This window comes from Candidatus Zixiibacteriota bacterium, from assembly GCA_040752815.1.
In the GTDB taxonomy this organism is placed as follows: Bacteria; Zixibacteria; MSB-5A5; order GN15; family FEB-12; genus JAGGTI01.
Genome location: JBFMGC010000020.1, coordinates 1 through 16,122 on the forward strand (window position 1 = coordinate 1; position 16,122 = coordinate 16,122).

10 protein-coding genes are annotated in these 16,122 nt (G+C 57.2%); 5 read left to right on the forward strand and 5 right to left on the reverse strand.

Annotation, left to right across the window (positions count from 1 at the left end; genetic code table 11):
* Together AB1772_06755 and AB1772_06760 are read right to left on the reverse strand one after the other, a co-directional pair.
* Window positions 1-446: hypothetical protein (locus AB1772_06755; GenBank protein ID MEW5796046.1), on the reverse strand; the 446-nt coding region annotated here is incomplete at its 3' end.
* Window positions 447-563: 117 nt separating this feature from the next.
* Window positions 564-1,769, reverse strand: coding sequence for a PLP-dependent aminotransferase family protein (locus AB1772_06760; GenBank protein MEW5796047.1), 1,206 nt, complete (start codon window positions 1,767-1,769; stop codon window positions 564-566).
* A 180-nt stretch (window positions 1,770-1,949) separates the two neighbouring features.
* Between AB1772_06760 and AB1772_06765 the strand changes: the two genes are divergently transcribed.
* The gene (locus AB1772_06765) at window positions 1,950-2,765 is read left to right on the forward strand and encodes an aldo/keto reductase (protein ID MEW5796048.1); all 816 of its coding nucleotides are present in this window, start codon (window positions 1,950-1,952) and stop codon (window positions 2,763-2,765) included.
* 90 nt (window positions 2,766-2,855) lie between these two features.
* Here the strand turns inward: AB1772_06765 and AB1772_06770 are convergent, their stop codons facing one another.
* On the reverse strand, window positions 2,856-4,862 hold the full coding sequence (locus AB1772_06770; GenBank protein MEW5796049.1) for a von Willebrand factor type A domain-containing protein: 2,007 nt from the start codon (window positions 4,860-4,862) through the stop codon (window positions 2,856-2,858).
* Window positions 4,863-5,056: 194 nt separating this feature from the next.
* On the opposite strand from AB1772_06770, the gene AB1772_06775 reads away from it, so the two are divergent.
* The 4 genes from AB1772_06775 to AB1772_06790 all read left to right on the forward strand — a co-directional run bounded on the left by AB1772_06775 (window position 5,057) and on the right by AB1772_06790 (window position 14,015).
* Window positions 5,057-6,559, forward strand: a complete 1,503-nt coding sequence (locus AB1772_06775; GenBank protein ID MEW5796050.1) for a pitrilysin family protein — start codon at window positions 5,057-5,059, stop codon at window positions 6,557-6,559.
* 16 nt (window positions 6,560-6,575) lie between these two features.
* Complete coding sequence (locus AB1772_06780; protein ID MEW5796051.1) at window positions 6,576-8,027, forward strand: pitrilysin family protein; 1,452 nt, start codon at window positions 6,576-6,578, stop codon at window positions 8,025-8,027.
* A 431-nt stretch (window positions 8,028-8,458) separates the two neighbouring features.
* Entirely contained in the window at window positions 8,459-11,215 is a 2,757-nt protein-coding gene (locus AB1772_06785) for a hypothetical protein (protein ID MEW5796052.1), read from the forward strand.
* Between the two features lie 214 nt (window positions 11,216-11,429).
* A complete protein-coding gene (locus AB1772_06790) occupies window positions 11,430-14,015 on the forward strand; it encodes a hypothetical protein (GenBank protein ID MEW5796053.1) in 2,586 nt (861 codons plus the stop codon).
* A gap of 5 nt (window positions 14,016-14,020) precedes the next feature.
* Here the strand turns inward: AB1772_06790 and AB1772_06795 are convergent, their stop codons facing one another.
* Together AB1772_06795 and AB1772_06800 are read right to left on the reverse strand one after the other, a co-directional pair.
* Window positions 14,021-15,325, reverse strand: coding sequence for an MFS transporter (locus AB1772_06795; GenBank protein MEW5796054.1), 1,305 nt, complete (start codon window positions 15,323-15,325; stop codon window positions 14,021-14,023).
* Entirely contained in the window at window positions 15,276-16,103 is an 828-nt protein-coding gene (locus AB1772_06800; GenBank protein MEW5796055.1) for a hypothetical protein, read from the reverse strand. The genes AB1772_06795 and AB1772_06800 overlap by 50 nt, the downstream gene beginning before the upstream one ends.
* Between the last annotated feature and the right edge of the window lie 19 nt (window positions 16,104-16,122).

Below are 16,122 nucleotides of genomic sequence, written 5' to 3' on the forward strand. Positions count from 1 at the left end.
ATCCTGACCGGCTTGTTGATCACAAACTTGGAGCGGGATTTGATGGGAACCGCTACCGCCTCGAACGCCGGCTCGCCTAACTCGGTTCGCACGATATAGCCGCCGCTGATTCTCTTTATCAGGTGTGTTTGGTCGATCGACGTACCAGTCTCTATTTGAAAACACCGGCGGGATGACCGCTTGCTTTTTAGATAGACCGATGTGATCCGGAGCCCGTTGCCGGATTTTTCCGCCCAACTACCATCGGCGTTGTACACATCCATGCGGATGTCGGCCTCGCGGCTCGGCGACAGCCAGAGAAGGCCGTCGGCGCCGACACCGGTGCGGGGGTCACAGATTGCTCGCGCCAGTGCGGGCAGGCGGTTCTTCGAGAAACTTCGGTTGTCTGCTCGATCAAGCACGACAAAGTCGTTCCAGAGGGCGTGGTACTTATGAAATCTGATCATGAGCGGCAATGTATAACTCCGCGCGCACGGACAGCTCAAGCAAAAAGCCGCGCCCCGGGCGGCGCGGCTTTGCATTCATTACCAGGTCACTGCGGCTGCCGGGAAGGTGAGCGACGATTACATGTTCTCCTTGAACAGATCGCCGAGGCGTCTTATGCCTTCCGTGATGCCTTCGTGTGACGCGTTTGAAAAATTGAGACGCAGGGTATTGGCGCCACCGCCGTTAGGGAAGAATGGTTCGCCATAAACATACGCGACCTTGCGCTCGATCGCTTTGAACAGCAGCGCCTTTGCCGACATGTGCTTCGGCAGCGTCACCCACAGGAACAGACCGCCATCGGGCCTGGTCCACGAGACACCCTCAGGGAACGATGTCTCCATTGCCTTGATCATTGTGTCGCGCTTGGCCAGGTAGTCCTTGCGCAGGCGCTCAATTTGCGGTTCCAGCAGGCCCTGGCGCATATATTCGTATATAATGTACTGGCTGAACGTGCTGGTGTGAAGGTCGGTGCACTGCTTGACCTTCTCGAACTGCCTGATGATGCTCACCGGGCCATTCATCCAGCCGATTCGCAATCCGGGCGTGAGGGTCTTGGAGAAGGTCTTCAGCACGATAACCTCGTCGCCGCCCATAGATTTCAGAGTGCGCACCGGCTGTCCGGCAAAACGAATTTCGCTGTACGGGTTATCGTCGATTACAGGGATGCCGTAGCGAGCCGCAATCATGAGCAGCGCCTTGCGACGCTCCAGCGACATGGTGATTCCGGTCGGGTTCTGGAAGTTCGACACCGAGTATATCATCTTCGGCTTGTACTGCCTGATCTTGTCCTCAACCTCGTCGACCAGCATTCCGTCATCGTCCATCTCGACCGTAGCGTACCGCGCCTGGTAATACTGAAACGCCTGCAGCGCGCCCACATAAGTCGGATTCTCGGTCAGAACATAGTCGCCCGGATCGATAAACACGCGCGCCAGCAGCTCGATACCCTGCTGCGACCCGGACGTTATAAGCACGTTTTCCGGCGCCGTGGGGGTACCAATTCGGGTGGCATTGGCGGCGATCATCTCGCGGAGCGGGACTATACCCATCGTGAGCGAATACTGCATACAGCCGGAGCCGTATTTCTCGATCACCTCCCCGGCGATTCGTGCCAGGTCGTCCAGCGGAAACATCTCCGGGGCGGGCAGACCCCCGGCAAAAGAGATGACCCCCGGCTGCGAGGTTATTTTCAGAATCTCCCTGATAATGGAGGCCTCGAGTGACTTCACATGGGGGGCGACAGGCCATTTGTCGGGGTGGACTTGCTGTTTGAGGTCAGCCAACACAGTAGTTTCCTTTCCAGTGGCTCGGCCGGGTCATCGCATACCGGCGGGTCAAAGTATTCGACGGACAACTGGTCATCAGCGTCAATATGCACAAAACCGATCAAAAAGCAACTAAGACAAATCGTTTTGATCGGAGCGCGATCCGACCTATAATGCGCACACAGGAGAAAATCGATCTTGATAGCGCTTAACCGCCTGTCCACCGGGGGGCAACCATCGATGACCCACAACTTCACCCACACAATACTGGGGAAAACCGGGCTGCGAGTACTCCGCCTGGGACTGTCTGCCACCTATCGGCCCGGCCGAGAGGTTGTCAGAAAGGCGCTCGATTTGGGCGTCAACTACCTCTTTTGCTACGGGTTCGACACCCAGATCACCAGGACCGTGCGTGAGATGGCGCCGTCGGAGCGGCAACGAGTTGTCGTAGCCACCGGTGCTTACAACCTCCTGGTCGGTCATCCCAATTTGCGGCGCACGCTGGAAAAGAGGCTCCGCCAGCTCGGCACCGATTACATAGATGTCTTTCTTTTTCTTGGCGTCACCAAAGGTAAGCATCTGACCGACCACGTGCGCGAAGAGCTCGTGCGCATCAAGAACGAGGGAAAAGTCCGGTTCGTAGGTTTGTCCTGCCACGATCGGAAGTTCGTCGGTGAGTTGGCCGCCGGCGGCTGGCCGGACGTCATCATGATTCGCTACAACGCCGCTCACCGTGGCGCCGAGCAGGATATATTTCCGCACCTGGCCGCCCATAACTCCGGCGTCGTTGGATACACCGCCACACGCTGGACTTATCTCCTCCGCCGCCCCAAGGGATGGCCTAAGAACGGCCGTATTCCGACAGCGGGTGAATGCTATCGCTTCGTGCTTTCGAACCCCAATGTGCATCTGTGCCTGACCGCTCCGAGCAACTTGAAGCAGTTCGAGGCGAATATCGCCGCCCTGCAGGGCGGCCCCTCTCCCCTGACGATCATGCGTTCATGTGTGAAATAGGCGACGCAGTGCGACCAAAGAAGTCGATGTTTGGCTGACCGCACTGCGGGATCCAATCAACATTGAGACCCACGACCTTGCACTCTTGCCTCACCGCTTGTAATTGCGGTCGCCGTAGAAGTAGTCATCTTCGTCGTAGTCCGTGTGCCAGCCTGAGAGATCGGCGGCGCGGCGAATCAGATTCAGCAGATCCTCGGTCTGTTCGCCGGGGAGCTCGTGGCGAAGCGGCTCCGCGAGGCGATACAGAGTCTCGAACGATGTCCCCGCTGCATATGGCGTCTGTTTCAGCACCTCGGCAAAGCGACCGGCCACTATAGCCAGCCGGAGCTCAGGCCGTGATTGCTCGAAACCGGCGTAGTGCTGCCTCCACTGCGCGTCGCGGCCAAGTTCGAATACCTGCTTTCCTGAGGGGTCTTTCCAGCGCACGTGAACGGTCGCGATCTGCCCAAACTTGCGACCCCGATTCATTTCGAGTTCATAGACCGCCGTAATCTCGTGACCAGCGCCTACTTCGCCGCCGTCCTGGCGATTATCTCGGAAACGGTTATCGGCCACCGCCCGGTTTTCATATCCCAGCAGGCGATAGGCTTTGACGGCTTTGGGATTGAATTCGACCTGAACCTTGACATCGCGCGCTAGCACTTGCAGCGTGCCGATTACGTTATCAACGAACTCATCTCTGATGTCATCCGAGTCGTTTACATAGGCGTACCGTCCGTTCCCCTTGACCGCCAGTTGCTCAAGAAGCACGTCATTGTAATTGCCCATGCCGTAACCGAAAGTCGACATGACAATCCCCCGACGAGCGAACCGCTGCACCTCGCGCATGATCTCATCCGGGCTGGTCCGCCCGACATTGGCAACCCCGTCGCTGCACAGGATTATGACGTTGTTGTGGCCGTTGACAAACTGCCGATTGGCCATCTCGTAACCGAGACGGATGCCAGCTTCTGCGTAAGTTGAGCCACCCACTCGGAGCCTGTCGACCGCTGCGAAGATATCCCAGTGGCGGTCAGCGGCAATCGGTTCGAACACGACAAACGCCTGTGAGCCGTAAGCCACCATGCCGACCCGATCATGCCTGTTGAGCTGCTTCACGAGAGCCTTGATCGACCCGCTGACCAGGGCAAAGCGGTTGTCGCGCCCCATCGATCCGGATACGTCGATTACGAATGTGACATTCATCGGCTTGCGCTCAAAGCGGTCGATCTCCCGTCCCTTTACCGCCACTTTCAGCACTTTGATGTCGCTCTCGAAGGGCGAATCAGTCATCTCGGTGAAGACGCGGAAGGTCTCGTCATTGGGAACATTATAACCGTACTCGAAGTGGTTGATGAACTCCTCCACTCGGACTGCGTCACGCGGCGGCACGTGACCGTCGAGCAGATACCGCCGCACGAGGTTGTACGAGGCATCGTCGACATCGAGCGCAAAAGTCGAGAAGCGATCGCGGCGTGTATCGGTGAACCCGTTGGTGCCGTAGTCCTCGAAAAACATGTCCTGGGGCAGCCAGTAGTCACTGTAGTTGGGGTGATAGTCGACCGACGGCGCCCGTTTGGGCACCGGCATTAGGGTCGTGCCGCCGTATGAGTGGTCGCCGGACTGGACGCGCTGCTCCTCCAGCCGGTAGGTTGCATCGGGTTCGCCGGTTGCCGCTCCCTGCCTCAGCTTTGACATACCCTCACTACTTTTCGAGTCTTCGCCGGGAGCAGGTGCGGTGAGGCGCGGCGCGGTCGTTCCGCCATCCTTTTTGGCTTTGGTCGTAAGCGCAATCTGAACCAGTTTCTCCTTTCCGGCATTGACTGCAACTACCAGTTCCGGCAGCCCCTTGACGATGCCATAGTCCGGATGAGAAACCTCCAGGTGGTAGACTGCGCGGGGGACTCCATTAATAGAAAAGCACCCGGACGAATCCGTCTGGACGCGGTCGCCGGTTTCGGAGATGGTCACCCATGCGCCGGAGACAGGCTGCCCGGTTTCAGAGTCGGTCAGGCATCCGCTGATCGAACCAGCGGCGGGCTTTTCGCCCGCTGCCGTGGCAAAAGCCGTGCTTAAGACAGCCGCCACGACAGCCAACATTAGTTTCAACTTATTCATTGCCAGGTCCTTTCGGTAGGGCGTTTAAGTTCTCATCCCCTTTACCGGCAAAGCCCCGGTTTCTTCCCCTTGCCCCGCCGTTGCACGGCCACCGGACCTGGTCGTCTATCTTATTCTGAGCTTGACGGTTACCCGGCCGGGCTGTTAGTTTCCGGACCTGCGAAAAATCTGCAACCCTTGTTCTGAGGCAGCGCATGAAACGAGCAACCTGTTTTGTCCCATCCGTATTCTTAATCGGATTCCTGCTCGCCGGTCAGGCGGTCGGGTTCGATTTCAGTGAACTGGAAAATTCGGTCAAAGAGCACACTTTGCAGAACGGCATGAAGTTCATCGTTCTGGAAAGACACGAGGCACCGGTGGTCTCGTTTGTGATCCAGGCCAATGTCGGCTCGGTGGATGATCCCAAGGAGTACACCGGCCTGGCGCACATGTTCGAGCACATGGCGTTCAAGGGGACCACGAGTATCGGCAGCAGAGATGTCAACAAAGAGCTTCGCTTGATGGCAGTGGAAGACTCCATCCTGATGGAACTCCGGTCCGAGAAGCGCAAAGGTCGACTCGCCGATAGCGCCAGAATAGCCGCATTGACCGAGGCTTTCGAGGCCGCCCGTGAGGCCGCCTACGAGCTCGTGGAGCCGAACGCCTACCAGGAGATAGTCCGGCGCGAGGGGGCGGTCGGTATCAACGCCGGCACCGGCCCGGACGCCACTACATACTTCTACAGTCTCCCCTCGAACAAGCTGGAACTCTGGATGGCGCTGGACTCAGACCGGTTTCTCGATCCGGTGCTTCGAGAGATGTACAAGGAGCGCGATGTCGTTGCCGAGGAGCGCCGCATGCGTGTAGAAAACAGCCCCAGCGGCAAGGTTTATGAGGAACTGATCGCCCTGGCCTTCAAAGCGCATCCGTACGGCATCCGCGGTATCGGCCACATGTCCGACATTCAGAATCTCACCCGCGAGGCCGCCCTGGCGTTTTTCGAGAAACACTACGGCCCGTCAAACCTGGTGGCTGCGGTTGTCGGCGATGTCAAGGCCGAGGAAGTGTTCCGCCTGGCCGACCAGTACTGGAATCGTATCCCCTACCGGCCGAGTCCGGAACGGATTACCACGGTCGAGCCGCCGCAAAGCGGTGAGCGGCGCATGATCCTGGAAGACAAAGCCCAGCCTATGTATTCGGCCGCTTGGCATATCCCGGAGCTGACCCACCCCGACCGTCCGGCACTCGAGGCGCTGGTGGATCTTCTCGGGCGTGGCAGGACATCATTGCTATACAAGAGCCTGGTAAAGGAAAAGAAGATTGCCAGCAGCGTTAGCGTTTTTTCCGGGGCAGTGGGTGAAAAGTATCCAACCCTGCTCATGGTCACCGCGCTCCCAACCCCCGGCCATACCAACCTGGAATGCGAAACCGAGATCTTCGCTCAAATCGAAAAACTGAAAGCCGAACCGGTTTCGCAGTCAGATCTGGATAAAATCAAAGCGCGGGCGAGGGCTGGGTTTGTCGAAGGCCTGGAAGGGAATGCCGGGCTGGCGCGACAACTGGTCACATACAACAACCTTTGGGGTCACTGGCGGGAGATGTTCCGCGAGCTGGCGCGGATCAATGCGGTCACGGCCGAGGATGTACAACGAGTGGCCAGCACTTACCTCACACGGCAGAACCGAACCGTAGTGATGATGGAAACCCAGGGAAGCTAAGCGGAGGCCGACTACCATGAAATCACTCATTATGATCCTGATAATCGTTGCCGCCCTTTGTTGTTCGGTGGCGGCATCGCCGACAGTCGATGTCACCAAGCTGCAGTACCCGCGCCTGAACGACATCGAAATCCCGAAGATCACGCGCCATACCCTGGGCAACGGCCTTCGCCTGTATCTTGTCGAAGACCACGAGTTGCCGCTGTTCCGTATGTCAGTCAGAATCAACTGCGGTGGCTTTATGGAACCGGCTGACAAAATCGGCCTGGTGGCGATACTCGGCCAGACGCTGCGAACGGGCGGCACCACCACAAGAACGGGTGACGCTCTTGATGAACTACTCGAGAGTATCGGCGGCAGTGTGGAGACTTTTGGCGGCATTACCACCTGCGGTGCCTCTGTAAGTGTTCTCAGTGAACACACCGACCTTGGACTAGAGGTTCTCTCAGACATTCTCCAAAACCCGGTTTTCGATCCGGACAAGATCGAACTGGCCAAAGTGGCGCATCGATCGGGAATATCCCGCCGCAACGACCAGCCCCAGCAGATCGTCAGCCGCGAATTCGCCAAGCTCATTTATGGCGCCGAATCACCGTATGCCCGACACACTGAATATGCCACTATCGAGGCGATCAGCCGCGATGATCTCGTGGCGTTTCACCGGGCCTGGTTCCACCCGGAGAATGTCCAGATGGCCATCTGGGGTGATTTCGACCCGAAGAAATTGGTCAAGCAGGTCGAGAAGCTGTTCGGCAAGTGGCCCCGAGGATCGAGCCCGGTCCCACCCTTGCCCAAGGTTACGTACAAATACAAACAGCAGGTTTACCTCGTAGACAAAGCCGATCTTAACCAGGCCCAGGTCATAATCGGCCATATCGGCGGTTTGCTCACCGATCGGGACTACGCCGATCGCATCGTGATGAACACAATCATGGGCGTGGGATTCGGTAGTCGGATGGTCGATGCGGTCAGATCGCGCGAGGGGCTCGCCTATTCGACCAGTTCCGCCTTTGGGGCCAATGTCGACCGGCCGGGCGTTTTCACCAGCTACGCTGCTACGAAGTCCGGGTCGACTGCAAAGGCGATTCGGGAGATGATCAAAGTTGTCAGGAGTATGCAGACCGATCCGCCCACGGTCGATGAGCTCAAGACCGGCAAGGACAGTTACTTGAACTCGTTTGTGTTCCAGTTTGATACCCGTGCGGAAGTAGTCAACCGCATTATGGACTACGATTTCTATGGCCTGCCCAACGATTTCCTTCAGCAGGTCAAGGCGAGGGTGGAAAGTGTGACTGCCGATGACATTATAGATGCTGCAAAGCGCAATCTGAAGCCGGACTCGCTCATAATAATGGTAGTAGGCAACCCGAACGACTTTGACGAACCGCTGGATTCGCTCGGATTGGGGCCGGTCGAGAGGATTGATATTGCGATACGCCAAGCTGAAGCCCACGGAGGATCGCGGTAGGAACTGTCAGCTTGGGGAAGCTGCCGCAGGCAGACTCTGAGCGGATGCCCGTGATTAACTCATTGAGTTATTTGTCGTTAACTTGCGGGCCTAACCCTGGCGGGGAGAACGATTCCAAGGTCCGCTTCCCAAGAGTGACTCGCACACCGCGCAAGATGAAGCGTGGCGGCGCTGAGACGACATCGGGAGATCTAACTAGGGGCAGTTTTTGCGCCGCAAGCCAATCGCAGCGAGCTGATCCCGAACTCGACGCGACGACGCGATTTTACAGCGCCGCCGAGCGAAAGTGAGATAAGCACTTGCCAAAAAAGGCTTGCGTTCGAGACCGACGAGTGGTTCTATTACGGCGATGTGGCACAGTTGTTTTGCACAGTTGGAGCCGGCTGATCGTTACTAAGTCAACGCTATCAAGGACTTTCAAGGATTAGGTAATGGTAAGGAATCGAATTGTCACGGTCGGCATCATAGGATGCCTGGTAATTGCTGGATTTGGGCTGGTAGATGCCCGCACGGGCCCCGGTTACCGCCCCGCCCCGCCGTCGAATGCGATGGCGAGCCCCGCCTATTGTAATACCTTTCACCACATCGGCAAAATTGCGCTCGGGGTAAGCAATGATGGCACTTTCGCCACTCAACTGAGTGTTGGCGGTTCGACCAGGGACTGTTTTACCTCAGAAACACTACCGTCCGCCGAATATCCTAAAGGTAGTCGCACGTCCTACGTTTTTGGTGGAGCATTGTGGATTGGTGCGGTGCTGGGTCGTGATACTCTTGTTTCTACCGGCGCCGACGGTTGGGACAGGGCAGGCAATGAGTATCATCCCGAGGCAGTTGAGTTCGGTGGACAAGGGAAACTTCGCTCTAACCTTGATCCGAATAAGAAGGAGTTGTTTGAGGGAGCGATATCCCAAGAAGATTATGTCTGCAAATATGCGGATACCTGCACATCCTGTAACGGAGTATCTAACGACGCGTCGGGCCGGGGGCACATTCCGCTCAACATTGAAGTTAGTCAGAATACGTATGCGTGGTCATATGATTATGCCGATGATTTTGTCCTATTCGACTACGGCATCAAAAACATCGGCCGTCAGCGTCTTCACGATATCTATATGGGCTTCTATGTCGACGCCGATATTCACGACCTTGCAGAGGAAAGCGAGGGTGCTCAGGACGATCTGAATGGATTTCGTAAATGGCAGGCAGCTACATATCTGCCCGCCGGTTTCGCCCCCGATTCGGACGAAGTCAACCTGGCGTGGACAGCCGACAACGACGGTGGGCTTGATCAGGACATCTTCTCAAAAGTTCCGCATATCACCGCCATGCGAATCGTCCGCACGCCGTCGGATTCGCTCAAGGTGTCGTTCAACTGGTGGGTCAGTAATGGGGACTCACGTCTTGATTACGGTCCTCAATCGCGGGCCAAAGTTCGAGACTTCGGTACGGGCGGGTCAGGCACCCCGGAAGGCGACAGAAACAAGTTCTTTATTCTAAGCAATGGAGAATTCGATTTTGATCAGGCAACATGCGCGATCATAAACGAGCTCGACCCAGTGTGGGTACCGCCGCCGGCGGACCGTAAGAGAGTCTGGCCATTGGGACTCGACACGCGCTATGTCCTATCGTTTGGCCCGTTCGATATCGAGCCGGGCCAGACGTTGCCGATTACGCTGGCTTACGTTGCCGGCGAGAATTTCCACACGGATCCCAATAATTTCAATAATCTGCCGGACAATCCGCAAGCCTGGTACGAAGGAGTCGATTTCAGTTCGCTTGGTAAGAATGCCACATGGGCTGGGTGGGTGTACGACAATCCCGGCGTCGACACCGACAGCGACGGTTATCGCGGCGAATTCAGAGTGCGAAATCTGGGCGGCGATTCCACGAGAAAATGCGACACGATCTGGGACAGCTCAGTTACTCCCCCCGCCGCTGTAGATTCGATTTGTTATTGGGAGTATGCTCTGGCTGACAGTTTTCCCAAGACTGGCGACGGAGTGCCGGACTTTCGCGGGGCGGAACCTCCACCTGCGCCGTGTTTGTATTCGACCACGGATGAATTCGGCAACGTTTACTATGGTCAGCGCGTGGAACAGTCGCGTGGCAAATTCACCGTAAGGTGGAACGGCGCCAGAAGCGAGACTTTTGAGGACCCGCTTTTATTTCGGAAGGACTTCGAGGGCTACAAGGTGTATCTCGCGTTGGATCAGCGCGACTCAAGCTACTCAATCGTGGCGTCGTGGGATTTGGAAAACTACGCCCTTTTCGATTGGATTGACCCGTCCATCGACACCACGCTTCCAGACACAGCCGCCGGTGCCTATAGGCCAAACACTGGCAGTCCATTTACTCTGAGGGAGCTTCGGTGCCGGTTCGCGCCTGACGGCTGCGACGACACGACCTGGCATCCCCTGGACAATCCGAGGTCTCACCCGCTTGTTGAAGATGGAGGTCCCGGAGATACTTTGATACACTATTTCCAGGCCCAGGGCTACAACCAGTCAATCCTCGCCAATTATCCGAATGCACAGACTGAGATTAGAAAGGTCTATCCGGACGCGCCGGTCCCGCCTGTAGTCGATGCCGATTCTATACGCGCCCGTTTTCCCGATGGCGCGTGGCAGGAATACCTCACCGACTCTGGATTCATAAAGTTTTTTGAGTACGAGTGGTCTGTTGACGGTTTATTGCCGACTCGTCCCTATTGGGTGAGTGTCACCGCTTTTGACTTCGGCTCGTCTTCGTCAGGTATAGATGCCTTGGAAAGCAGTCGGTCCATATGCGGTGATCCACACTACCCGCTCGACGCCCCTGACCTGCAAAACCCCGACGCTAATCCTGTGTTCGTATGGCCAAATCCGTATCGTCACGACGGCGATTACCGCGGACTGGGATTCGAGGGCCGCGGCTTCGGTGATCGACCCGCCGATTACGTGAGATTAATCCACTTTGGTAATCTCCCCGAGCGCTGCACTATCAGTATTTATTCTCTTGACGGTGACCTGGTGAGGCAGTTCGAGCACCCAAATCCCACTCTGCCCTCTGGTTGTGCGACCACACCGAATGAAGATTGCTGGGATCTGATTACCAGAAACACACAACAGGTCGTGTCCGGCCTCTATTACTGGACTGTGGAGGATGACAAAGGCAACATGCAGGTGGGCAAACTGGCCATTATTATGTAGGAACTAATTCGGGTGCGTCGACATCTGTCGGTGGTATCCCCCGACAGTAATTGGAACCGGCCCCGGTCAGCGACCGGGGCCGGTTTTCTTGCAAAGCCCGCGACCACGGCTGATATTGCATCCACAATGTTTTATTTGTATCTTGGGCGACATGGATGGTTGATTAACCCCCGGCGCAAATCGGGCAGTCACGAATCCGCGACCTGGCAAACAAATGACATCCACTCGGCTTACAGTTCTTCCAATTGCTCTCTTCCTGAGTTTGACGATTGCCGGTCACTCTGTAACTGCTCTCGCAGGGGAGACACAGTCCGATTATAAGACCGAATCCGGCCTCCGGCTTGGCCGGCTCCAGGCCGGTGCCGAGGAACCGCAGGTCTTCCATACGGCTCACGGACGGGGAAACATTCGCCTCGCAGTAGCCAACAACGGCACTTTCGGTACCTACGGCCAGGTCATTCCGGACCCTTTTACCGGAGACCCTCTGCCATCATGCGAGTATCCCCGTGGAACTGATATCGTCTTCTTGTATGTTGCCGCGGTGTGGGTTGGAGCGATCGTGAACGGCGATACTCTGGTGTCGACGGGTGATGAGGACTTTTATCGCACGCAGGAATTCTGGCCCGACCTCCCCGAACTTGGCGGTCGCTTCCGGTACGGCTCGATCGATATCAATTCCAAGTTCTACTCTCCGAGCGTTGCAGCGTATTCGGAAGAGGATATCCTGGCCGAATACTACGATACCCAGACGGCGTCCGGTTTGGTCGGCCGGGATCCGACTGATCAGCGAGGCCATATTCCACTCGGTATCAAGGTCAGCCAGCGTTCCATGGCCTGGAGCTACGAGTACGCCGACGACTTCATACTGTTTGATTACCAGATTCAGAATATCGGGCAGGACCGGCTGCGCCGGGTTTATATTGGGCTTTGGGTCGACGGCGATACCTGGCATACGTCGCGCAACACGCCCGAGGGGTGGGAGGACGATATCACCGGTTTCTACCCATTTCATCCGGCCCCCGAGGGGTGTGGCTTCATCGACACGGTGAATATCGCCTGGCATGCCGACAACGACGGGGACGGAATGCCGCGCGAAAACCCGTCGCAGTGGGACTACCGCTCGACCCTCGGCGTTGTAGGCTCGCGCGTGGTTCGGACGCCGTCGGATTCGCTCGCTTATTCCTTCAACTGGTGGATCACTAACTACAGCGACCCGGCCCTCGATTTCGGTCCGCGCATGAGAGGTACCGACTCACGTCCATTTCGTGACCTCGGTCCCCGTATGGGCACGCCCGAAGGGGATCGCAACAAGTACTATGTGATGAGCCAGCCCGAGTTTGATTACGACCTCATGTGGACGGCCAAGGATCATAGTTTTGACGGCTGGCTGCCGCCGCCGCCCGAGGCGCGCAGCTACGCGCGGGGATTCGACACGCGGTACCTGCTGTCGTTCGGGCCCTTCGATATCGAGCCGGGACAAGCGCTGCCGCTGACATTCGTTTGGGTTGGCGGCGAGGATTTTCACCAGGCTCCGGAGGATATGTTCGCGTTTTTCGACCCGGAAAACCCGGAAGCCTATTACGACCGCCTTAACTTCAGCAACCTGGCGCTTAACGCCCGGTGGGCGTCGTGGGTTTACGACAATCCTGGAGTTGATACCGACGGCGACGGCTATCGAGGCAAGGCGCGGGTCTGTGTCCCCGATGGCGCCACTGACACTACCGCCGAGGATTCCCTCTGGTACGAGGGTGACGGCGTGCCCGATTTTCGCGGCGCGGGTCCGCCTCCGTCGCCGCGCATGAGGGTTATCCCCTCGGTGGGACAGATGCGAGTCCGCTTCAACGGATTCTACAGCGAGAATACCAAGGACGTTTTCACCAACCGGGTCGACTTTGAAGGATATCGCGTCTACCTTTCGCTGGATGATCGGCCTTCCAGTTTCTCCGTAATTCGCTCGTACGATCTCGAGAATTACGCGCGGTTTGTCTGGCGTGAGCAGGCTGCTAGGTCCGACTGGCTGCAGGATGAGGTTCCGTACACTCTGGATTCGCTTCGTCGGATGTACAACGACCCGACACTAGATCCCCTGCGCCATCCGCGCTCGAACCCGGTCAGCTACAACGGCGAATTCGCTTACTTCGAAAAGCAGGACTTCAATCAGTCGGACTTGACTAATGCGGATGGTATTCACAAAGTCTATCCTGATGCCCCCGACCCAGGCACCGATTCGACTCAATGGCAGGATGATGACCTGGTTTTTGACTACAGTGAACCTTTGCCGAAATACTACGAGTACGAATACGTGATCGAAAACCTCCTGCCCACAATTCCGTATCATGTCTCGGTTACGTCGTTTGATCACGGGTCGCCCAAGTCCGGACTGAAATCGCTCGAGACAAAGCCGGAGAACGACGCTATCGAGGAATACCCACAGCCATCGAGTGGTGAGATCATAGGGCAGAATCTAGATGCATACGTAGTCCCGAATCCATACCGCATCGACGGCGGCTACGCCGAGAGCGGGTTCGAGAACCGGGCGCGGGACATCGCCGATCCCGATCGGGCGCGGCGCATTCACTTTTTCAATCTGCCGCCGGTCTGCAAGATCAGCATCTATTCACTTGACGGCGACCTGGTTCGCGAAATCGACCACGACTTCCCCAGCGGCGCTCCGGGGTCCCAGCACGAGAGCTGGGATCTGATCACGCGGAACTCGCAGACAGTAGTTTCGGGCCTGTTCTACTGGGTAGTGGAATCACCGGAGCGTACCCAGATCGGCAAAGTGGCGATCATCAAATAACGCGATTATCGATTCAAGGAGGGGTCAAGCCGCCGGCCGAACCAGAGAAACCCGACCGACGCTACCAGCGCCAGTGAGGCGATCATAATCCACGCCAGGACGTAATTCCCTGCAAACGAATCAAGAAACCAGCCGCCGTAGAGCGGTCCCAGCGACCAGCCCAGGGTCATGAAGAACGTGTATATGCCCATGTAGCGGCCGATCTGGTCGGGCGGCGCCAGACGTGAGGTCAGGGTCAGGGTGGGAGGAGACATAATCATCTCGCCGCTGGTTACCACTGCAATGGCGCCTATCATGAACGCATAGTGAGTTGAGAACCCGAGGACGCCATAGCCGATAAAGTAGAAAACCGCGCCCAACGCGAGCTGACTGGTGAAGCGAGTGTTGCCCAGCATGCGTGTGACCATGATCTGCGCCAGCCCCACCAGCAGGCCGTTGACGGTGTACAGGTAGCCTAGTTGAATCTCGCTGAGCCCGGTTACCTGGACGGCGTAGACCGAGAACGGCGCCATCAACTGCGCCACGACAAGATACAGGGCAAGTGACAGAAGACAGTGTATGGTCAGGCGGCGGTCGTTTTTGAGGGCTACCAGATCGGCTATAGTGAACTCCTCGCGGCGCTGAACCTGATTCGGCGCTCGGAACCAAAACAGAAAGATGAGCCCGGAGGTAAACAGTATCGCGGCCGCGATATAGAATAGGCCTGCGTATGAGCTGTGTGCCATGAAGCCGCCGATAGCCGGCCCTGCCGCCCAACCCAGATTGCCGGCGGATCGCGTAAGGGCGTAACCGTCGAGCCGCTGCGCGCGGGTGAGAATGTCGGACACCAGGGCATGTTGGGCGGGAAAGTAAATCGCTCCAAAAGTCGAATTCATCGTCATGAAGATCGCAATCGGCCAGAAGCCCATATCGTAGTCGATTGCCAGCCCCAGCAGCACGAACGAAACCGCCCGCAGTATTTGGGCGTAGACCAACAGTGTCTTGCGGCTCATTCTGTCGGAAACCTCTCCCCCGACCAACTGGAAACCGGCCCGCACCACCGCCATGGCGCCGAAAAACAGGCCGATCTCGGTTACCGACATTTTGAGATGGTCGTGGAAGTAAATCGACAAGAATGGAATAGCTGCCGCAAATCCAAGAGCCCCCACAAACCAGCCGATACAAAGTATCCAGAGGTTGCTCTCGAACTGGCGGACGTATGCAAGTGGTCGGGCAAACATGTCCCACAGAATATATCTACACCCTCGTCGCGCACCAATATCAATGTCGATTATGCTGCACCAGAAACCGGGCGATCCTGTCGAAGCCATCGAGTTGGTACTTCCCCCAGCCGCGGGTGGCCATTTCCGCCAGCTTCCCCGTCTGGTTCAAGGCGAGAATCGTCGGGCCTAAGCCCGCGGCGGAGCCGGCGTCACGGATAGCCAGCCCCACGCCGGAGGACTCCAGAAGCCGGAGATTCATCGGCGCGAACGGGCCGATTGGCGGTGTCAGGACGAACATAGGCAGGCCAAGCCCGACCGCCCAATTGGTGCGCTCGTGCGGCGGTCCAACTATGAAATCAATACGGAGGAACCAACGAGCGACAATTGTGTCTTCCCCTGCCTGGTCTTCGTACTGGCCGAGTTGGCACCGATCGGTACTATCACTGCCTGCCGAAACTGGCTCTACGATACTATAAGTGATGCCCTGACTTTGTGCGGAGGACAAAAACTCTCGTGCCAGCCGCCCATTTTTCCGCACGAGCACGAGCGCGCTTATACCGGCGCGGCGGCATGAGGCGATACTCGAAACGAGCAGTTCGATGTGTTGCCGCGGTTCCGCTCTGGACGAGAAGAAAAGGCCGGTCAATCCGGCGCGCTGGTGAAAGCGTGCCTGCCGGAACTGATACGAATCTGCTGCCAGCCTGGCCAACTCCGACTCGATACACAACCCCGATACAAAGATCTGATCCCGTTTGTATCCTGCGGAAAGAAACGTATCGGCAACTTCTTGTGTCGGTACGATGACGGTGGAAGCCCCCGTGACCAGTGTTTCCTTGGGCGCTACCAGTTCGCCGTGTTGGTAGACGAGGTTCCTCCGCCCGCGCATCAATTCAACTAGCAGCGGG

Bases quoted from the DNA above. Each gene is read 5' to 3' on its own strand.
- AB1772_06770 (MEW5796049.1), bottom strand. From the start codon at position 4,862: ATGAATAAGTTGAAACTAATGTTGGCTGTCGTGGCGGCTGTCTTAAGC.
- AB1772_06775 (MEW5796050.1), top strand. From the start codon at position 5,057: ATGAAACGAGCAACCTGTTTTGTCCCATCCGTATTCTTAATCGGATTC.
- AB1772_06780 (MEW5796051.1), top strand. From the start codon at position 6,576: ATGAAATCACTCATTATGATCCTGATAATCGTTGCCGCCCTTTGTTGT.
- AB1772_06785 (MEW5796052.1), top strand. From the start codon at position 8,459: ATGGTAAGGAATCGAATTGTCACGGTCGGCATCATAGGATGCCTGGTA.
- AB1772_06790 (MEW5796053.1), top strand. From the start codon at position 11,430: ATGACATCCACTCGGCTTACAGTTCTTCCAATTGCTCTCTTCCTGAGT.
- AB1772_06795 (MEW5796054.1), bottom strand. From the start codon at position 15,325: ATGGCTTCGACAGGATCGCCCGGTTTCTGGTGCAGCATAATCGACATT.
- AB1772_06800 (MEW5796055.1), bottom strand. From the start codon at position 16,103: ATGCGCGGGCGGAGGAACCTCGTCTACCAACACGGCGAACTGGTAGCG.